A 19211-nucleotide genomic window follows, 5' to 3' on the forward strand; every position below is an offset into this window, starting at 1 on the left:
CGCCACAGACCCTAAGATGTCGGAACATCTTTTTCAAACAGCAATATATCCCGCTCGTTAACTGAAAGCATTACATCGCGCAATCCTTGCGGCAATTGGTCCGCGCGGATACGGGCGCGCACGGTTCCATCGCAGCCCGCCACAGCCAGTTCGAGCAGTTCGACAACGCCGATGAAACGGCGCGAGACGATCCGCGCCTGTATGTCGCCTTCGTCCTTGCCGACACGCAGCCCCGAAAGCCGCACGGCCACGGAAAGGCGCTGGCCATCGCGGTACTTGCTGGCATCCACGCCGCCGAGCGGCGTATCGACGCGACCGTTGCGCACCTGGGCGTCGAACACGTTGATTTCCGAAAAGAAACCGGCGGCAAACAGGTCCCGTGGCTCTCGATAAAGCTCGTCGGCGGTGCCGACCTGGACCAGGCGCCCATCCTTGAGCAGAGCGATCCGGTCGGCCATGCGCATCGCTTCCTCGGCATCATGCGTGACGACGATCGCGGTGGCACGCGTCTCTCTGAGGATGGCGAGCGTATCGGCGCGGATCGAATCCTTGAGCCGCGAGTCGAGCCCGGAGAACGGTTCGTCCATCAACAGCACAGCAGGCCGCGGCGCGAGCGCACGGGCGAGCGCCACACGCTGCTGCTCGCCACCCGAAAGCACATGGGGATAACGATCTCCGTAATGCGAAAGACCGACCCGTTCCAGGGCTGCGTCGGCCTGGATCAGCGCTTCTTTCTTCGGAAGCGCCGTCAGCCCAAAGCGAACATTGTCGCGGATCGTCATGTGCGGAAACAGCGCAAAGTCCTGGAACATCAGACCGACACCGCGCTTTTCCGGCGGCAAGAAGACCGACGGGCCAGAAATCTCCTGGCCGTTAAGCAGGAGGCGGCCGGCGCTTTGCATCTCGATGCCGGCGGCGATCCGCAGCAGCGTCGTCTTGCCGGAACCGGAGGGGCCGAGCAGGCAAAGGACCTCGCCGGCCTTGGCCGCCAGGCTGACGCCCTTGATAGTCTCCTTGGAATGGTAGTTGTGGTGGATATCCTCGAATGTCAGGCTCGCCGCGAAAGATACGCCCGCCGTCCGTCGCGTTGCCATGACGGGCCCGTCCTGCGTATCTGAAACCATGCTGCGTATTCCTTGACACCGGTGGCACCGCGGCGACCATGCCGGGTGCAGGCTCGATGGAGAAAGCCGATATCTCCAATCAGGTTTTTTAATCGGCCTCTTCGCCCTTCGGAGTCAAGAGCCCCAGTTCTTCCAGATCGAGCTGGGTGATCGGATCCTCGTTTTCCGCCAGGTCATCTTCGCCGACGGGCACGGGAATATGCAGGTTGGACGGAACGCGGCCGGAGAGAAGCCCCGCTCCCTTCAACTCCTCGATGCCAGGCAGGTCGCGCAGTTCCTCCAGGCCGAAGTGGTCGAGAAAATCGCGTGTCGTTCCGAAGGTGACCGGACGCCCGGGCGTGCGGCGGCGGCCACGGAAGCGGACCCAGCCCGCCTCCATCAGCACATCCAGCGTGCCCTTGGATGTCTGCACACCGCGAATGTCTTCAATTTCGGCGCGGGTAACCGGCTGGTGGTAGGCGATGATCGCCAGAACCTCTAGCGCGGCGCGCGACAACTTGCGAACCTCCTTCTCATCCGTCTGCACGACGAAGGACAGGTCGGCGGCCGTGCGGAACGCCCAGTGATCGGCCACCTGCACCAGATTGACGCCACGGCCTGCATAAAGCGCCTTCAATCGCGCCATGATGCGCGGGACATCGGCACCGCGCGGCAGGCGGGTGGCGATGTAAGCCTCGGAGATTGGCTGCGCGGAGGCAAACACCAGCGCTTCGGCAATTCGCTCGGTTTCCTGCTCCATGCGCGGATCGAACACAAGGCCGTCGTTCTCGCCGTCTTCGTCTGTCACGTCCGGGAGGTATTTCTGCGGCTCAGCCACGGGCTGCCTCCATATCGGCGAGCGTCGCCGCATCGATCGGGTTCGGCCCACGCCGCAGATATATCGGCGCGAACGCTTCTTCCTGGCGGATTTCCAGGCGCCCCTCACGTACCATTTCCAGCGAGGCGGCAAAGGAACTGGCGATGGCCGTCGCCCGCTCCTTCGGCGTCGTCATGTAACGCAACAGGAAGTGATCGAGCGCGGTCCAATCGTCCAGATGGCCGATCATGCGTGCCAGGATCAATCGCGCATCGGCGAGCGACCAGACGTGGCGCTTTTCGATCGTCACTTGCGTGATCGCTGTCCGTTGCCGCAAGCTCGCATACGCGGTCAGCAGATCGTAAAGCGAAGCGTCATAGTCCGACTTCCGCTCGGTGACGATATGCTCCGGCGCACCACGCACGAAAACATCGCGGCCGAGGCGGTTTCGGTTGATCAGCCGGGTGGCGGCCTCGCGCATGGCTTCGAGGCGCTTCAGCCGGAACGCCAGCGCCGATGCCATTTCCTCACCGGAGGGACCATCATCCTTCGCCTGCTGCGGGATCAGCAGCCGCGACTTGAGATAGGCAAGCCAAGCCGCCATGACGAGATAGTCGGCGGCCAGTTCGATGCGGATGCTGCGCGCCCGCTCGACAAAGGCGATGTATTGTTCGGCCAATGCCAGCACCGAGATGCGAGCAAGATCGACCCGCTGGCTGCGAGCAAGATGGAGGAGCAGATCGAGCGGGCCCTCGAAGCCGGCGATGTCGATGACCAGCGCCTCATCGTGCAATCCGCGCTCCGCAGTCTCGTCCTGCCACAAGGGATCCATCGGCGCTTTCGCCCCGGACCTGCCTTGCTTTTCACCCGCGTTGCTCACGACAGCCTGATCCTTTCCCGCCGGCCGTACCCGTCCTCAAACCGTCGCGAACAGGCTGTTGAATTCGGCACGTAGTTCCTGCTCGTTCGCATTATCAGGCTTGCGGAAGGCGGCCTCTGCGGCCCTTGCCCTGCGCAATGTCTCTCCGGCCAGAACCGGGACGACATCCGCTACAGCCTTCATCTCGTCCATTATGCCATGACAATGCAAGACGAGATCAAGTCCGGCGTCGATGATGTTGCGCGCGCGGGTGGACATGTCGCCGGCCAGCGCATTCATCGAAACGTCGTCGGACATCAACAACCCGTCGAAACCGATATGGCCGCGGATGATCTCACGCACAACCTTGGCCGAGGTCGTTGCCGGATTGTCCGGATCGATCGCCGTGAAGACCATGTGCGCCGACATCGCCATGACCTCGTCCTTCATGGCGATGAAGGGCAGGAAATCGCTCTTGGCAAGCTCGTCGAAGGTTTCGCTGACCACCGGCAGGCTGTGGTGGGAATCGACGAAAGTGCGGCCATGGCCGGGCATATGTTTCATTACCGGCAGCATGCCACCGGACTTAAGGCCTTCCGCCATCGCCCGACCGATCGCCGTGACACTCTGCGGATCGTGTCCATAGGCGCGATTGCCGATCACATCGTGACTGCCGGGAACCGGCACGTCGAGCACCGGCAGGCAATCGACGGTGATGCCGAACCGCATCAGATCGAACGCATGCAGCCGCCCCATCAACCAGGCCGCACGCAAACCGCCCTCGGCATCACGGCGGTAGATCTCGCCGATCGCCGCACCATTCGGATACTGCTGAACAAGCGGCGGCCGGATGCGCTGAACACGTCCGCCTTCCTGGTCGATCAGCACGGGTGCCGCGGGATTGCCGATACTGTCACGTAGCGCCGCGACCAGATCGGAAATCTGCTGTTCCTCGCCAATGTTGCGGCCAAAGAGGATGAAGCCCCAGGGCCGCTCGCCATCAAAGAAGCTGCGCTCTTCGCTCGAAAGAGAAAGACCCTTGCAGCCGGAGATAAATGCTTTTGATTCGCTCATGCCAAAAGCATAATGCGCGGCTTGCCCACAGCGAAGCGAGAATAGCTATCGGTGCGCGTCATGCACAGACTACTGTCACTGAAACGTGAAAGGGCGCGGCATCTCTGCCGCGCCCCTCTGGGGATAATATTGCTGCTGTGACTACTTGGTCACGAGGCAGCTGCCACCAGCGCCCTTGTAGCGCGAGCAAAGCGCATTGGCCTCTTCGCGCGAACCGGCCGGGATGCGGACACGATAGTAGGTGCCCTTACCCGCGATCTCCGCCTTGCGGATATCCACGCCGCGACCACCGATAACGCTTCCGAACTTGTTCGAAAGGCTGTTGTAGGACTTCTTCGCTTCGGCCTCGGAGGGCAGCGACGCCACCTGGATGAAGTAGGTGCCAGCCGGCACTGATGCCGTCGAAACCTGCTGGGTATCCGTTGCAGGGTTGGCGGCGGCCTGCGTTTCCGCCGGACGTGCGCTTGCGCTTTCAGGTACGGCGCCAGCCACGTTGCCAGCCTGCCCGGTCGGGCGGGTCTGAGGCAGCGGTGCCTCAACGCCAGCGGCGTTTACCGTGGCGTCGCTCGCGGCAGCAAGTGCGACCTGGTCGGCACCTGCAAGTGCCTCGCCGGCTGCGCGAAGTTCGGAACCGGCGCCCGTGGCTGTCGCCTGGCCCTCAGTGCCCGACGCCGCAACCTGACCCGAAGCCGTTGCCGGAACCGGCTGGGTGTTGCCAGCAACTTCCGTCGCCGGTTCAGCAACCGGCTCTTCGCGGGCGACGAGCGTGCCGTCCGGCTTGACGATCATCGTGCGTACTTTTCGCGGCGCGACTGCGGGAGCCTTGTCCTCTTCCTGATCAGCCGGCACGGCAGCACCGTCACCAGGCAGAAGGCGGGCAGACTCCTCGTCCGCATTCGGTGAAGCACCCAGAGCATCCGCTTCATCGCTGCCGTCATTCGGCAGGTTTTCCGGTGTCAGCGTCCGCTGGACGACGTCCATCGGTTCCTCGGTCGAGGAGACGAGTGCCTCCTGCCGAGGACCCGTGCCCTGAGCACCGGCAACGCGGTCATAGACGGCCTTGTCCTGGTTCGGCACGGTCTTCCCGCCCTTTTCCTCGGGCACGACCTTTACCGGGGACTTGTCGGCGAGAATGATCTTCGGACCCTCGCCGGACGAAACGGCATCGCTGCCACCCATCCAGGCGTAGACGCCTGCACCACCGAGAATGATGATGCCGGCGACGCTTGCAGCGAGCAGCATTGTGCGCTGCGAGCAGCGACCGGAGCCGTATTCGTTATAAACACCGGCGTCGGCCTGGCCGGACATAGGCTGAGCGCGCTCGGATTCGCGCGGCGTGTTCTGACGTTCGACCATCGAGCGACGGAAGTCTTCTTCCATTGCCTTCTCGAACTCGTCGAAATCATCCATCGGTGCTGCGCCGAGCGATGCGGCCGGCTTGGCTGCCGGCGCGGAGCGTGCAGGTTCACGAGCCTCGACGGGGCGAGCCTGCGTCTCCCTGACGGATGGTGCCGGCGTCCCGAAGAGCTGGGCCATTTCCGCGTCGATATCGAGATCGTAGTCGGCGGGATAAGCGACCGGCTTTTCTGTCTCGATGACCGGCAGTTGCGGTACATCCATATCGGCGATCGGTGCGACGCCGGTATCGGCTTCAGCGATCATCGACGGATCGAACGGCAGAACGCTTTCAACCGGCGGCTCTTCGATTTCTAAGGGCGCAGCTGCGACCGACGGTGCTACGAAGGGCTCTTCATGCTGTACCGGCTCCTGCTCGATAGCGGCGAAAACCGGCTGCTGCACTGCGGCGGCGATATCCTCAGAAGCGTCGAATTCCGGAAGCTCCATTTCCATCGCCACATCCGAGAGCTCCATTTCGAAGTTCTCGATGTCGAAGCTCGGCTCGTTCTCCGGCTCGGTAGCCGGAAGAGCGGGCTCGACGACAGCCTCTGGCGCAACCGCTGCGGCCACCGGTGCGGCGGCTACAGGTGCTGCGGCAGCAGGGATCGACGAGACGATCGGACCAGCAAAGGCGCGCTGCTGGCCGGCACCCGAGGGCGAAGCGACCGGGGTGGCGCGACTGAACGTCGGCGTGAAGGGATAGGGGCTCTTCTTGACAGGTGGCGCAGCCACGACAGCCGGCTCGGCCCGCGCATGAATCGCAGGATGAGTGTGAACTGCAGCGGCGACCAGGCCGGTCGCAGCCGGTACCGGAAACCGCTCGATATCGGCAAGAAGCTCATCGACGGCGTTATCTGTTGTCGGCTCTGCCGCAACCGCAGCGACCTGCTCGATCACTGCCGGTTCGTACGAGTAGGCATTGTCCGACGCATAGGCGTTGCTGCCCTCGGCAGCCGGAGCCGGTTCGAAAGCCGGCTCTACGGCAACCGGAGCGACCTGCTCGATCACTGTCGGTTCGTACGAATAGGCATTGTCCGACGCATAGGCGTTGCTGGCCTCGGCGGCCGGAGCCACTTCGAAGGCTGGCTCGACGGACAGCGAGGCCTGCTCTGTTGCCAGTTGATCGGCGAAATCGGAAACGTCGAACGAAATGTCCTCGACCGGCGCATGCCATTCTTCAGGTGCACCAACGTGCTGTTTGATCGGCGCAATCTCGGCCGTCGGAGAAAGATCGACGTCACCGAGCGAGAGCTCGAGTTCGCGTTCCAGATCGAAGGTCGGCTCGACCGCTTCCGAAACCACGTCGTATCCCGTTACGTCAGTGATCGAAGTGGACGTCGCCTCGGGAACCGCAACGAATTCGGCGTGGCCGCGGTCGACTTCTTCAAGAGCGGCCTCTGGCCATGTCTCTGCGAGTTCGACCGGCTGATACTCCGGTTTAATCGCCGGCGCATCTTCGATTGGCGCCGATTCGGCCACAGCAAACTCGGCTGGCGCAAATTCAAGCACCGGCTCGACCTGCTGAAGCTCTTCTGCGGGCGCAGCTACAGTTTCAACTGGATCGTTGTCCGGCTGAACATCTGCCGCGCGCGGCGCATCATAGGTATCGAACTCTCGAAGGAGCTCTTCCTCGAGATCGAACGTCGGATCTTGCCGGACGGCTTCCTGGTGGCGTTGCAATTCCTGCAACTGCTGGACAGCCGGCCGGGCATCGTAGCCGACGATCCGGGCGAGTTCGGCCAACGGATCATCGTCTGCCAATACATCGAATTCAGCCGGCCCGCTTCGTGCGAATTGTTTGTCTGCCATGCTCTCCACTCACAATTGCCTGCATTCACTTGCCAGTGCATTGTGGGAAAATGGTGACAATACTTATCGCATTTCTTCCGGTGCAGAGGTGCCTGTAATGGACAGGCCCGACTTCAGTACGGAAGCGACAGCATGCACCAGCCCGAGTCTGGCAGTACTTAATTCTCTATTTTTATCGTTAACAAAACGTAATTCCGGATTCTCTTTACCTTTGTTCCAGTGTCCATGGAAGGCAGCGGCAAGATCGTAAAGGTAAAACGCGATGCGATGCGGCTCTTGCGCCAGTGCCGCAGCCTCCACGACGCGCGGATATTCTGCGAGCTTGGCGACCAGCTGCAGCTCCGCCGGATCGACGATCAGGCCATTGATTGCGCCGGCAAAATCGACGGTGGACAGGTCGAGTTCGGGGAAAGCGTCCGCAGCCTGACGGAAGACAGACCGGCAACGCGCATGTGCGTACTGCACGTAGAAGACCGGGTTGTCCTTGGACTGCTCTGTCACCTTCGCAAAATCGAAATCCAACGGCTCGGAGTTCTTCCGGTAGATCATCATGAACCGGACCGGATCGCGTCCGACTTCATCAACGACGTCGCGCAACGTCACGAAGTCACCGGAACGCTTGGACATCTTGACCGGCTCACCCTCGCGATAGAGCTTGACCAACTGGCAAAGCAGTACAGTCAGCTTCGACGCACCGCCAGACACCGCGCGTGCCAGCGCCTCAAGCCGCTTGACGTAACCACCGTGGTCGGCGCCGAGCACATAGATCATTTCGTCGAAGCCGCGGTCAAACTTGTCCTTGAAGTAAGCAACGTCGGCAGCGAAGTAGGTATAACTGCCATCCGACTTGATCAAAGGCCGGTCGATATCGTCGCCGACCTCGGTCGAGCGGAACAGCGTTTGCTCCCGGTCTTCCCAGTCCTCCGGCAGCTGGCCCTTCGGCGGTGGCAGCGTGCCCTTGTAGACGTGGCCCTTGAAGGTCAGGTCGTTGATCGCGGTGCGGATCTTGGCAGCGCCATTGGCATGCAGGGTCCGCTCCGAGAAGAAGACATCATGGGTGACGTTCAGGGCGGCAAGATCCTCGCGGATCATGACCATCATCGCATCAATAGTGCGCTCCTTGACCAGCGGCATCCACTTGTCCTCGGGCATCAGCCGCAGGCTCGTGCCGAATTCGTCGGCCAGCGCCTCGCCGACGGGTACGAGATAATCGCCGGGATAGAGGCCCGACGGGATCTCGCCGATCTCCTCGCCAAGCGCCTGCCGGTAGCGAAGGAAGGCCGAACGCGCCAACACATCGATCTGCGAGCCGGCGTCGTTGATGTAATATTCCTTGGTCACCTCGTAGCCGGCAAAGGCTAGCAGGTTCGCAAGCGCGTCGCCGACGACGGCACCGCGGCAATGGCCGACATGCATTGGCCCGGTCGGATTGGCCGACACGTATTCGACGTTGACCTTGCGGCCGGCACCGGTCGTGCTGCGGCCGTAGTCCGCACCGGTGCGAACCATCGCGGTCAACAGCTTCTGCCAGTAGGAGACGGAAAGCCGCACGTTGATGAAGCCTGGACCGGCAACGGAAACATCGGTGACCTCAGGGTCCTGCTTGAGCTTCTCGACGATCAGATCGGCAAGCGCGCGCGGATTCATGCCCAGCGGTTTGGCAAGCACCATCGCGGCATTGGTCGCGACATCGCCATGGCTGGGGTCGCGCGGCGGCTCGACATTGATACGGGCGAAGTCAAGTTCGGATCGCTTTTCTCGAACGACATCAAGCGTTTCGAGAATATCCTTAATTCTTGATTCGAAGTCCGTGAAGAGATTCATCTGATCCGTCCGCTTTTCCCGACAGAATATGGTCGGTGCAAAACTCAAAAGGAGGCCCGGTTCGGTTGAACCAAAAGCCTCCGGGCGGGGCGTCCCTACCGCAAATCGGGCGTATGGTCAAACAAACGGCGGTGGACACTGATGGCGAAGGTATCCGTCATTCCGGCCAGATAGTCGCCGACATGACGCGCCCGCGCCGGCTCGGCCATACCAGGGATCTGGTCGATCCAATAATGTTCGCGCATCAGCAAAGGGTCGGCCATGAAGGCGCGATAGAGATCGCAAACGATCGACGCAGCTCCTTCGCGCACCCGCATCACCTCGGGATGGCGATAGATCCGCGTCATCAGCAGTCTCTTGATCTGTTTGTCGGTCTCGCCCATCTCGTCCGAGAATGTCGCTATGACCCTACCAGCCTGCCTGACATCCATGGCACTTTCGGGCCTGATATCCCGGAGGCGCGTCTGCGCGACCGCAATCACGTCCTCGACCATCGCCGTGATCTGGCGGCGCATAATCTCATGGGTGAAGCGGCTCGCTTCAAGGCCGGGATAACGATCGCTGACCTCGCGCATCAGGCGGGCGAGAAACGGCACGTCCTCCAGCATCTCGAAGGTCAGGTAGCCGGACCTCAGACCGTCATCGATATCATGGGTGTTGTAGGCGATATCATCGGCGATCGCCGCCACCTGTGCTTCGAGGCTCGCAAAGCTTGCAAGCTCAAGGTCGTGAATAGCGCAATAGTCCAGGATCGGCTGCGGCACCGGGCCGTGGGTGCCCTGCCCGTCAAGGCTCAGAAGCGGCCCATTGTGTTTTACCAGCCCCTCCAGGCTTTCCCAGGTGAGGTTCAGGCCGTCAAACTCGGCGTAGCGCCGCTCGAGTTTGGTGACGATACGCAACGATTGGGCGTTGTGATCGAAGCCGCCATAGGGCTTGAGCATCTCATGCAGCGCATCCTCGCCCGTATGCCCGAACGGCGTGTGGCCGAAATCATGGACGAGCGCCACGCCTTCGGCGAGGTCCTCGTCCAGCTTCAGCGCTCGCGCCAGCGCGCGTGCAATCTGCGCCACCTCGATCGTGTGGGTCAGGCGGGTGCGATAGTGGTCGCCGTCGGCGGCGATGAAGACCTGCGTCTTGTGTTTTAGCCGGCGAAAGGCGGTCGTATGCACGATGCGGTCGCGGTCACGTTGAAAATCGGACCGCGTCGGGCTTGTCGCTTCCGGGTAGAGCCTGCCGCGCGTCGCCCAGGGATTCGACGCGAATGGCGCATGTTCACCGTAACCGAAGCCGAGCGCATTTTTGTCGAACGTCATTTCACACCTGCGTGGTCGCCCCATTGACGGGACATTCAAGCCTTCATACCTATAGTGAAAGCTACGGGAAAGCGTCGACCAAACATCGACCGATTCCGGAAGTCAAAGCAACGGTTTGGCGCTCGACATTAAAAGACATGTCGAAACCGGCCAAGTGCCGAATATGCAATGAAAACGAATCTCTCCGGTTCTTGACCCCGGCAGGAGGCAAATATGACACAGGAAACAGTGACCCTTTCCGACGCGGCCGCCAAGCGGATCGCCACCATTCTGCATTCGGACGGCCATAAGAATGCCATGCGGGTTTCCGTCGAGGGCGGTGGCTGCTCGGGCTTCTCGTACAAATTTGATCTGGTCGACGATGCGAACGACGACGACCTCGTGCTTGAAAAGGACGATGCCAAGGTCCTGATCGACAGCTTGTCGCTCGTCTATATGGGTGGCTCGGAGATCGACTTCATCGACAACCTGCTCGGCCAGTCCTTTCAGATAAAGAATCCGAATGCTGTCGCAAGCTGCGGATGCGGAACGAGTTTTTCCATCTGACCCAAGCGGGCGCATTCCCGTGCGCCGCTCATTGCTACAGATATGGCGATCCCAGCCAGAGCAGGCGGTTTGCCAAGCGCGCAGCTAAAGGCTGGGCATTCAAATCCTTTAGCGTCACCTCTTCCGCAGACTCCGCGATTGCGGCGATGCGGCTGCTGACATCGCGTGCGAAGCCGTCATCGAGCACTTCGAGATCGAATTCGAAGTTGAGGCGTAGCGACCGCGGATCGAGGTTCGTCGAGCCGACATAGGCCCAAGTCTCATCAACGGCGAGCAGCTTGGAGTGATTGAAGGCACCCTTTGCGCGCCAGACGCGGCAATGCCCCTTCAACACCTGATCGAACTGCGCTGTCATGGCGCGGTCGACCAGCAGCAGATTGTTGACCGCGGGCACGACAATATCCACCTCTACGCCACGGCGGGCGGCCGTCACAAGCGCGCTGATCAACTCCCGGTCAGGAAGAAAATAGGGCGACATCAGTCGAATGTTCTTTCGCGCCACCGAGAACGCACCCATCAGCATCTTGTGATTGGTTTCATTCGTTTTGTCGGGCCCCGACGGTACAGCGCGCATCAGAATGCCGGGCGCCTTTGCCGCCGGCGAGGTCGGCTCGATTTTCCACGTGTCACTTGCCAGAAGTTCACCCGTCGAAAACTGCCAATCCTCGGCAGAAACCTGGAAGATGTCGGCAACGACAGGCCCGGTGATGCGGAAATGGGTGTCATAGGCCGCTTCGGGACCGGCGATTTCGGTGGTGAAGCCGGCGCGGATGTTCATGCCGCCGGCAAAGGCGACCTTGCCATCGACGACCAGGATCTTCCGGTGCGTGCGCAGATTGGCATAGGGCAATCTGAGCCCCATGATGATGTTGCCGTTGAAGACGGCCGTGGGCACGCTCGCAGCCTTGAGATAACCGACGATGCTCGGTACGGAGTAGCGTGCGCCCACCGCATCGATCAGCACCCGTACCTCGACCCCTCGCCCACGCGCCGCTATCAATGCATCGGCGAAGCGCAAGCCGAGCGCGTCTCGATCGAAGATGTAACTTTCAAGCAGGATGCTGCGGCGCGCGTGGGTGATCTCATGCAGCATGGCGGTATAGGCCGCATCCCCGCCCTCGAGCATGCTTATGCGGTTGCCTGTGGACATCGCATGCCGCGACACCCGGTCACCGAGGATTTTCATTGCCGAGAATCGTTGGCCGAAACGCGTGCCAATCTCGGCATCGGATACATCGAAGCGCCCGAACTGATCGGGGCCGCGGCCGCGCAGCAACGAGCGTTGCATGCCGATGGACGAGCGGCGGATGCGGTTAATGCCGGCAACACCATAGACGACCGCCCCAACAATCGGTGACAGCAGCACGACGCCGACCCAACCGGCTGCCGCCCGAACATCGTCCTTGGTCATGGCGGCATGGATGGCCGCCGGCACGCCCAAGACGAAAGACAGGAAAACGAGGAAATGCGGCCAATAGTTCTGGATGAGGTCGATCATGTGGGGGACTATAGCCTTCGGCGGGTGGGAATCAATTCAACGGCATGCCCGCATACGGCAAGTGCGTGAAAAGCGCTGCCCGTTATTGATGTACGGGGCCTTTCTCCGCGAAAAGACCGCAGGTATCGGATTTGTCAAACGAATCCCGAGTCGTTACAAGAAGCCGTCCGGAAGGATTCACTGACATAGAAGGGCGTTTCGAGCCATGAAGATTGCCACCTGGAACATCAATGGCGTCAAGGCGCGAATCGACGGCCTGCTGGCGTGGTTGAAAGAATCGAACCCGGACATCGTCTGCCTGCAGGAGATCAAGTCGGTCGATGAAAACTTCCCGCGCCTTGAGATCGAAGCGCTCGGCTATCACGTCGAAACGCACGGCCAGAAAGGCTTCAACGGCGTTGCGCTGCTTTCCAAGCTGAAACCTGACGAAGTCAACCGCGGTCTGCCGGGCGACGACGCGGACGAGCAGGCTCGATTTATCGAAGGCGTCTTCTCCGTCTCCGGCGGCGTCATCCGCGTCTGCTCGCTCTACCTGCCAAATGGCAACCCGGTCGATAGCGAGAAGTACCCTTACAAACTGCGCTGGATGGAGCGCCTTTCCGCCTACGCGCAACGTCGGCTGGAACTGGAAGAGCCGCTCATTCTTGCCGGCGACTACAATGTCATCCCCGAGGAACACGACTGCTGGGACGTCAAGGTCTGGCAGAACGATGCGCTGTTCCTGCCTGAGACACGCCAGGCTTTTCGCCAGTTGCGGAATCTCGGCCTGACTGACGCAGTGCGCTCGACCACGGATGACGTTCCCCTCTACTCATTCTGGGACTATCAGGCCGGATGCTGGCCGAAGAATTTCGGGATACGGATCGATCACCTGATGCTATCGCCGGAAGCGGCGGACAGGCTGGTCTCGACGTCGATCGAGAAGCACGTGCGGGCCTGGGAAAAACCATCCGACCACGTACCGGTCGCGGGCTATTTCGCGTTCGAACGTCCGCTTTGAAGCGGAGGTGACGCCAAGGGCAGCGCCTAGTCGTCGTCGCCCTGCGTGTGCATGTTCTGCGACAGGTTGATCGCCTTACGGCGATCATCTTCGGTTGCCAGAGAAAATGCCTGTTCCTGCATCGACTGCAGCCATGGCCGATCCTTCGGCGAACATTGATCGAGTGCCGCGGTCATGTAGGCGAGACCGCGGATGGTCTGACCTTCCTGGAAAATGACATTGCCGAAAACGCCCATGGCGCCGGCATGACCGTTCTTGCGTGCGCGGTTCAGCCACTTCTTGGCCTGCTGGACGTTGACGTTGCCGCCCTCGCCCGAAAGCAACATGCGCGCCAACTGGAACTGCGCCTCCGATACGCCGAAGGTCGATGCAGCCTGAAAGTAAAGCTGACGTGCCTGCGACATGTCGGACTTGATGGGGCTGTCCGGAATACCGCGACGATAGTAGCCGGCAAGCGAGATCAGCGCGTTGACAAAGTAGCCCGTATCCTCGGAGCCAGGTTCGACACCCTGCTGGGCAATCTCGCTGTAAATCTTGAAGGCTTCGAGGTCGTTTTCGGCGACGCCGTCGCCGTAGGCATACATATTGGCAAGCGCCCAGCGGGAGCCGGTATGCCCCTTTTCGGCGGCATAGCGGTAGGCTTCGACCGCTTCGTCCTTGCGGCCGTTCTTGTAGGCGGAGAAGCCGAATTTGAACAGGGCAAACGGACCGGATTCCTTGCTGACACCGGTGCCCGGATCAAAGGCACGTGCCGGACCAGCCGTAGCGCCGCCGACCACCAGCGACACGCCGAGCATCGCAACCTTCAGAGACTTCAGTTCACCCGCAAGCATCACAGTCTAATTCTTCCGTTCCAGCCGGCCACGCCGAACTCATCACCGCTGCAAACACAAACGCCTGAATGACTCTTTGCCATTCACTTGTTCACCGAAACCGCCGAAAACACCGGCTCACTCAGTCCAGAATGAAACTCCATTGTGTGTAGCCTTACCGAACCATTTCCGCGGAAGTGCGGCAGTTCGTTCAAGACGACACATGACGTCATTTCGTTACAAACATTGCGGGCCCGATCCTCAAGTCGCACGTTTGTCCTTAACATCGCTGCTCCCTGTTTGTGGCGGGAAATGGACATACTGACCTTGAGTCCGACCCTAGCAAACTCTAGCATTAAATGTGTTGCTGAATCGTCACATTGGCGTCGAGCGGAACAGTCACCAACAGATGTCGCTCAAGGCAAAAAGAAAGGCCCGGTGATGAAACCGGGCCTTGCGCGTCCTGATCAATGGAGGATCAGAATTTTACTTTGATCGCTGTCGAAATCGCACCGAAGAAGTCGTTGCCATAGTCGTAGGAAACATCGTCTCCGATGACCTGGCCGTCGAAGTTGACGGCGCCAGAACTGCCGCTCGTCAGGATACCGACAGCACCTGCAAGGCGGAACTCAACATTCTTCGTGGGCGAATAGGCAACACCGGTGCCCAGCGCCCAAGTGTCGGACTGTGTGCCATAGCCATGGCTCGTGCCACGATCCCACGTTAGGCTGACGGCACCGCTCCACTGTTCATTGAACTTGTGACCAACGCCGCCAGAGATCGTCCAGCCGTCGCGATAGAGCAGGTCGAGCGAGGTGCAAGGCTGCTCCAGGGTACCGCCGGAAGGCGGGCAGAACTTGAGAACCTGAAGCTGGCTCCAGTCCGTCCACTTGACCGAACCGAACGCGACCCAGCCAGGTGCAATACCGGATTGAACTTTGAGCTCGAGCGAGTCCGGCATGGAGGCGAACCCGGCCACATCGTAGAAGTTGACCGGCGCCGGTCCGCGCACATTGCGCAGATCGATCGTACCCGCCAGATTATCCAGATCAACGGCACTGTTATAGACCAAGCTTGCGCGTACCGCGTACTCCGGTATTTCGTAGCCGACGCCGGCGCGCCAACCCCAACCGTCACCTTGGAGATCCAGCCTGCCGATGCCGGATTGCAACCCGCCGAATGCCGGCGGCACACCCGTGAAATCCTGTACCAATCTCTCCTTGAAGCCGCCGACCTCTTGGTAAAAGACGCCGCCGATGACGCGGAACTGGCCCTGCCCCATGTCAAACTTGTATGAGCAAGTCGCGGCGTAGTTGTCGCTCTCGACCTTCGTCTCAATGTTGTTGTTGGCGCCGGCCCAATTTACGCCCGGATTTGTATGAGCTCCCCATGGCTGCGAATAGTCAGCCATGCAGTCGACGTCCTCTCCGAAGCGGGCCTTGATGCCCACACGCGGCACCCAATAGCTCTCCGTGTCTTCGACAGAATTGGGACGGGAGTTCAGATTGCCACCGCCAGTACCGGGTCCGGTTCCGTTGAATGGGAAGGCTGCAGACGTCGTATTCGTATCCCTGACGTTCTTCAGTTCGCGCTGCGGGTTGACATAGGTTGTCGTCGCTTCCGCTGCATAGTCCGACGGGTCGAACAGCAGGTCGATATTGTAACCGCCGCGTTCAAGACCGCCAGCGTGCGCCGCCGATGCAACCAGAATTCCGGCCGCCAACGCAAAGACGCCCCGCTTCAAATTCTCATGAGCCATTAAGCTCCTCCCCCTGCATTTCAATCTGCGACAATCCACCTCACGTCGCCTGTGCGAAAAGTATTCTCACGATCGTGTGAAATCGCAAATGCCGCTTTCCAGGGGTATTGTGCTCATGTGCGCCATAAAATTTACGTAAGATTCTCATCATCTGAACACAATCCAAACAATTTGAAATATTTTTGCGCAATACGGGTATTTATCGACTAATGTTAGGATATTTTACCAGCATAACCCGAAAGTGTTACTCAACAACAACAGCATTGGTTTTTGCAGGAAAAAACGCGAATTTGGGTTTGAAAGCGGGGCTCTAACTCCCAGGTCGGTGCGTCAGAAAGCCACTGTTTTGGCCGAACGAATCGGCTTGGCGACACCTCTAGCGATCTCGCCAGAAAATGCGAAATCCGCGACGTTTCCGCCGCGGATGACACAAGATCAGAGCTTGCAGTACCCTCAGCCGGCTTCTGCAACCCGCGCCAAGGCGATGCCGAGGGAGTCCTTCTGCAGATCCAGTTCAACGAGACGTTCACGCTCGGCTTCGACCAGCTCCGGCTTTGCATTGGCGACGAACTTCTCGTTGGCCAGCTTGCTGAGGATACGTTCCCGCTCGACTTCGACCTTGGAGATCGCTTTTTCCAGACGCGATTTTTCGGCCGAGAGATCGATCAGGTTGCCAAGCGGCAGGCAGAACGTTGCCTCCGCAACGACGATCTGCGCGCTGCCGCCCGGCGCCACCGCCACATGGTCGATATGCTCGACGCGCGCCAGGCGACCGATGGCCGAAGCATGCCGCTCTAGCCGCTCGCGCGTCAGTGCATTGGCTGCGACCACGATGAGTGGTGCGGTCGCTGCCGGCGGGACGTTCATTTCCGAACGGACCGAACGGATGCCGGAAACCAGATCGATCAGCCAGTTGATCTCGTCAGCTGCGGCATCGTCGGCGTAGGAGGCAGACGGCCATTCCGCGTGGCAGAGCAGGCCCGCGCGCTCACGCCCCTCGCCCGCCGTCTGATCCCAGAGCTCTTCGGTCATGAAGGGCATGAAGGGGTGCAGCAGCTTGTAGATCTCATCGAGAACATAGGCGACACAAGCTTGGGATTCGCGTTTTGCCGCTTCATCCTCGCCGCTGAAGACCGGCTTCAGCAGTTCGAGGTACCAGTCGCAGAACTGGTTCCAGACGAACCGATAGAGACTGCCAGCGGCCTCGTTGAACCGGAAGCCTTCGAGCGCTTCGGTGACATCGCGGATCGTCCGTGAGAGCTCGGTCAGGATCCAGCGATTGATCGTCAGCGACGATGCCTCGGGGATGAAGCCGTCACTATTGGTGACGCCGTTCATCTGGGCAAAACGCGTGGCGTTCCAGAGCTTCGTTCCGAAATTGCGGTAGCCGGCAATGCGAGCGGTGTCGAGCTTCACGTCGCGCCCCTGGGCGGCCATGATCGCCAGGGTAAAGCGCAGCGCGTCGGCACCGTATTCGTCCATCAGTTCCAAGGGGTCGATGACGTTGCCCTTGGACTTCGACATCTTCTGCCCATTCTTGTCGCGAACGAGCGCGTGGACATAGACGGTGTGGAACGGCTCGACCGGCGTACCGTCCGCATCCTTCATGAAATGCAGACCCATCATCATCATGCGGGCGACCCAGAAGAAGATGATGTCGAAGCCGGTGACCAAAACATCGGTCTGATAGTATTTTTCGAGTTCCGGCGTTTCGTTCGGCCAGCCGAGCGTCGAGAACGGCCAGAGCGCCGACGAGAACCAGGTGTCCAGCACGTCTTCGTCACGGGTCAGGATCTCGCCCGGCTTGAAGTTTTCAAGCAGGTCTTCGACATAGGCCTTCATTGGACCTTCGTGCGCCAGATAGTGCTGGATCGCGGCGTGCAGCGCCTCTTCCTCGGTCTTCTCTACGAAGACCTGGCCGTCCGGGCCATACCAGGCCGGGATCTGGTGTCCCCACCAGAGTTGGCGCGAGACGCACCAGGGCTGGATGTTCTCCATCCATTCGTAATAGGTCTTCTCCCAGTTCTTCGGGACGAAGTTGGTACGACCTTCCTTGACCGATGCGATCGCGGGCTTCGCCAGCGTCTTCGCATCGACATACCATTGCTCGGTCAGGCGCGGCTCGATCGGCACCCCGCCACGGTCGCCGTGCGGGACCATGTGCTTGTGCGGCTCAATCTTGTCGAGCAGGCCGCCTTCCTCGAAGATCCGAACGATGATCTTGCGCGCTTCGAAACGGTCCTTGCCCTCAAGCTCATCCCAGGCGCCATGCAGGGCCGCGGGGTCGCTGAGGCCCTCGAGGAACTCCTCATTGTCCTTGATGGTGATCCGACCTTCGATGGTCAGGATGTTGATGGCTGCGAGGCCTGCACGTTTGCCGACGTCGAAATCGTTGAAATCGTGCGCGGGCGTAATCTTGACGGCGCCCGTTCCAGCGGTCGGATCGGCATAGTCGTCACCGACAACGGGGATACGGCGGCCGACAATCGGCAGAATGACGTGTTTGCCGATGAGCGGCTTGTAGCGCGCGTCTTCCGGATTGACGGCAATACCGCTGTCGCCAAGCATCGTTTCCGGCCGCGTGGTGGCAACGACCAGGTAGTCGCGAGTTTCCCATTCCGTCGCCTTGCCGTTTTCGTCGAAGGCGACCGGATGCTGATAGGTGACACCCGGCTCGAGTGGATAGCGCAGGTACCAGAGGTTTCCGTTGATTTCGTGCTGCTCGACCTCCAGGTCGGAAATCGCCGTCAGCAGCTTCGGGTCCCAATTGACCAGACGCTTGTCCTTATAGATCAAGCCTTCCTTGTAGAGCGAGACGAACACTTCGAGGACGGCCTCCGACAGACCATCGTCCATGGTGAAGCGCTCGCGCGACCAGTCGCAGGAAGCGCCAAGCCGCTTCAGCTGGTTGAAAATCAACCCGCCGGATTCGGCCTTCCACTCCCAGACCTTCTCGATGAAGGCTTCACGGCCCATCTGGCGGCGGTGCTGCTGTTGTTCCATCAGCTTGCGCTCGACGACCATCTGCGTGGCGATACCGGCATGGTCCATGCCCGGCTGCCACAGCACGTCCTTGCCGCGCATGCGCTCGAACCGTACCAGCACGTCCTGCAGCGTGTTGTTCAGCGCATGGCCCATGTGCAGCGAGCCCGTCACGTTCGGTGGCGGGATCACGATACAGAAGCTGTCGGCGCCGGGCTTTGCTCCCGCACCCGCACGAAACGCGTTTTCTTCGTCCCACTTCTTGGCGATACGTGGGTCGACGGATGCGGAATCGTAGGTCTTATCAAGCATTTTGAAGCCAATTTTGGAGATTGATGTCTATGTCTTGTAAACCGGAACGACCGGTGCAAGTCAACACGAACGCAAAAAGGCCGCGACTGTTCCGCGGCCTCTGTA

At 60.4% G+C, this 19211-nt stretch carries 13 protein-coding genes; 2 read left to right on the forward strand and 11 right to left on the reverse strand.

Annotation, left to right across the window (positions count from 1 at the left end; genetic code table 11):
* Window positions 1-11: 11 nt before the first annotated feature.
* The 7 genes from ASD52_RS21805 to ASD52_RS21835 form a co-directional block, all read right to left on the reverse strand.
* A complete protein-coding gene (locus tag ASD52_RS21805; protein WP_025426853.1) occupies window positions 12-1124 on the reverse strand; it encodes an ABC transporter ATP-binding protein in 1113 nt (370 codons plus the stop codon).
* A gap of 88 nt (window positions 1125-1212) precedes the next feature.
* Window positions 1213-1941: an SMC-Scp complex subunit ScpB gene (gene scpB / locus ASD52_RS21810; protein WP_025426852.1), complete on the reverse strand. Its 729-nt coding sequence runs from the start codon at window positions 1939-1941 to the stop codon at window positions 1213-1215.
* The gene (locus ASD52_RS21815; RefSeq protein ID WP_057214186.1) at window positions 1934-2752 is read right to left on the reverse strand and encodes a ScpA family protein; all 819 of its coding nucleotides are present in this window, start codon (window positions 2750-2752) and stop codon (window positions 1934-1936) included. Before ASD52_RS21815 ends, scpB begins: the two co-directional genes overlap by 8 nt.
* A gap of 84 nt (window positions 2753-2836) precedes the next feature.
* Entirely contained in the window at window positions 2837-3853 is a 1017-nt protein-coding gene (nagZ, locus tag ASD52_RS21820; protein WP_025426850.1) for a beta-N-acetylhexosaminidase, read from the reverse strand.
* Window positions 3854-3994: 141 nt separating this feature from the next.
* Window positions 3995-7060: an SPOR domain-containing protein gene (locus ASD52_RS21825; RefSeq protein WP_057225488.1), complete on the reverse strand. Its 3066-nt coding sequence runs from the start codon at window positions 7058-7060 to the stop codon at window positions 3995-3997.
* Window positions 7061-7123: 63 nt separating this feature from the next.
* The gene (argS, locus tag ASD52_RS21830; protein ID WP_057205041.1) at window positions 7124-8884 is read right to left on the reverse strand and encodes an arginine--tRNA ligase; all 1761 of its coding nucleotides are present in this window, start codon (window positions 8882-8884) and stop codon (window positions 7124-7126) included.
* Window positions 8885-8979: 95 nt separating this feature from the next.
* Window positions 8980-10197: a deoxyguanosinetriphosphate triphosphohydrolase gene (locus ASD52_RS21835; RefSeq protein WP_057205045.1), complete on the reverse strand. Its 1218-nt coding sequence runs from the start codon at window positions 10195-10197 to the stop codon at window positions 8980-8982.
* Between the two features lie 213 nt (window positions 10198-10410).
* Between ASD52_RS21835 and erpA the strand changes: the two genes are divergently transcribed.
* Complete coding sequence (gene erpA, locus ASD52_RS21840) at window positions 10411-10743, forward strand: iron-sulfur cluster insertion protein ErpA (protein ID WP_025426846.1); 333 nt, start codon at window positions 10411-10413, stop codon at window positions 10741-10743.
* A 34-nt stretch (window positions 10744-10777) separates the two neighbouring features.
* On the opposite strand, the gene ASD52_RS21845 is transcribed toward erpA, so the two are convergent.
* Complete coding sequence (locus ASD52_RS21845; RefSeq protein ID WP_025426845.1) at window positions 10778-12241, reverse strand: phosphatidylserine/phosphatidylglycerophosphate/cardiolipin synthase family protein; 1464 nt, start codon at window positions 12239-12241, stop codon at window positions 10778-10780.
* 205 nt (window positions 12242-12446) lie between these two features.
* Between ASD52_RS21845 and xth the strand changes: the two genes are divergently transcribed.
* Entirely contained in the window at window positions 12447-13241 is a 795-nt protein-coding gene (xth, locus tag ASD52_RS21850; protein WP_025426844.1) for an exodeoxyribonuclease III, read from the forward strand.
* A 26-nt stretch (window positions 13242-13267) separates the two neighbouring features.
* Here xth and exoR read toward each other — a convergent pair whose 3' ends face one another.
* The 3 genes from exoR to ASD52_RS21865 form a co-directional block, all read right to left on the reverse strand.
* On the reverse strand, window positions 13268-14074 hold the full coding sequence (gene exoR, locus ASD52_RS21855; RefSeq protein ID WP_025426843.1) for an exopolysaccharide production regulator ExoR: 807 nt from the start codon (window positions 14072-14074) through the stop codon (window positions 13268-13270).
* Window positions 14075-14531: 457 nt separating this feature from the next.
* Window positions 14532-15812 (reverse strand): OmpP1/FadL family transporter, encoded by a 1281-nt coding sequence (locus ASD52_RS21860; protein WP_025426842.1) that lies wholly within the window; start codon window positions 15810-15812, stop codon window positions 14532-14534.
* 453 nt (window positions 15813-16265) lie between these two features.
* Window positions 16266-19106, reverse strand: coding sequence for a valine--tRNA ligase (locus ASD52_RS21865; RefSeq protein WP_057214197.1), 2841 nt, complete (start codon window positions 19104-19106; stop codon window positions 16266-16268).
* Window positions 19107-19211: the final 105 nt, after the last annotated feature.

Source organism: Ensifer sp. Root142 (assembly GCF_001426785.1).
GTDB classification, from domain to species: domain Bacteria; phylum Pseudomonadota; class Alphaproteobacteria; order Rhizobiales; family Rhizobiaceae; genus Ensifer; species Ensifer canadensis.

Excerpts from the sequence above, each read along its gene's own strand:
- ASD52_RS21805 (WP_025426853.1), bottom strand. The coding sequence starts at position 1,124 with ATGGTTTCAGATACGCAGGACGGGCCCGTCATGGCAACGCGACGGACG.
- ASD52_RS21815 (WP_057214186.1), bottom strand. The coding sequence starts at position 2,752 with ATGGATCCCTTGTGGCAGGACGAGACTGCGGAGCGCGGATTGCACGAT.
- nagZ (WP_025426850.1), bottom strand. The coding sequence starts at position 3,853 with ATGAGCGAATCAAAAGCATTTATCTCCGGCTGCAAGGGTCTTTCTCTT.
- ASD52_RS21825 (WP_057225488.1), bottom strand. The coding sequence starts at position 7,060 with ATGGCAGACAAACAATTCGCACGAAGCGGGCCGGCTGAATTCGATGTA.
- argS (WP_057205041.1), bottom strand. The coding sequence starts at position 8,884 with ATGAATCTCTTCACGGACTTCGAATCAAGAATTAAGGATATTCTCGAA.
- ASD52_RS21835 (WP_057205045.1), bottom strand. The coding sequence starts at position 10,197 with ATGACGTTCGACAAAAATGCGCTCGGCTTCGGTTACGGTGAACATGCG.
- erpA (WP_025426846.1), top strand. The coding sequence starts at position 10,411 with ATGACACAGGAAACAGTGACCCTTTCCGACGCGGCCGCCAAGCGGATC.
- ASD52_RS21845 (WP_025426845.1), bottom strand. The coding sequence starts at position 12,241 with ATGATCGACCTCATCCAGAACTATTGGCCGCATTTCCTCGTTTTCCTG.
- xth (WP_025426844.1), top strand. The coding sequence starts at position 12,447 with ATGAAGATTGCCACCTGGAACATCAATGGCGTCAAGGCGCGAATCGAC.
- exoR (WP_025426843.1), bottom strand. The coding sequence starts at position 14,074 with ATGCTTGCGGGTGAACTGAAGTCTCTGAAGGTTGCGATGCTCGGCGTG.
- ASD52_RS21860 (WP_025426842.1), bottom strand. The coding sequence starts at position 15,812 with ATGGCTCATGAGAATTTGAAGCGGGGCGTCTTTGCGTTGGCGGCCGGA.
- ASD52_RS21865 (WP_057214197.1), bottom strand. The coding sequence starts at position 19,106 with ATGCTTGATAAGACCTACGATTCCGCATCCGTCGACCCACGTATCGCC.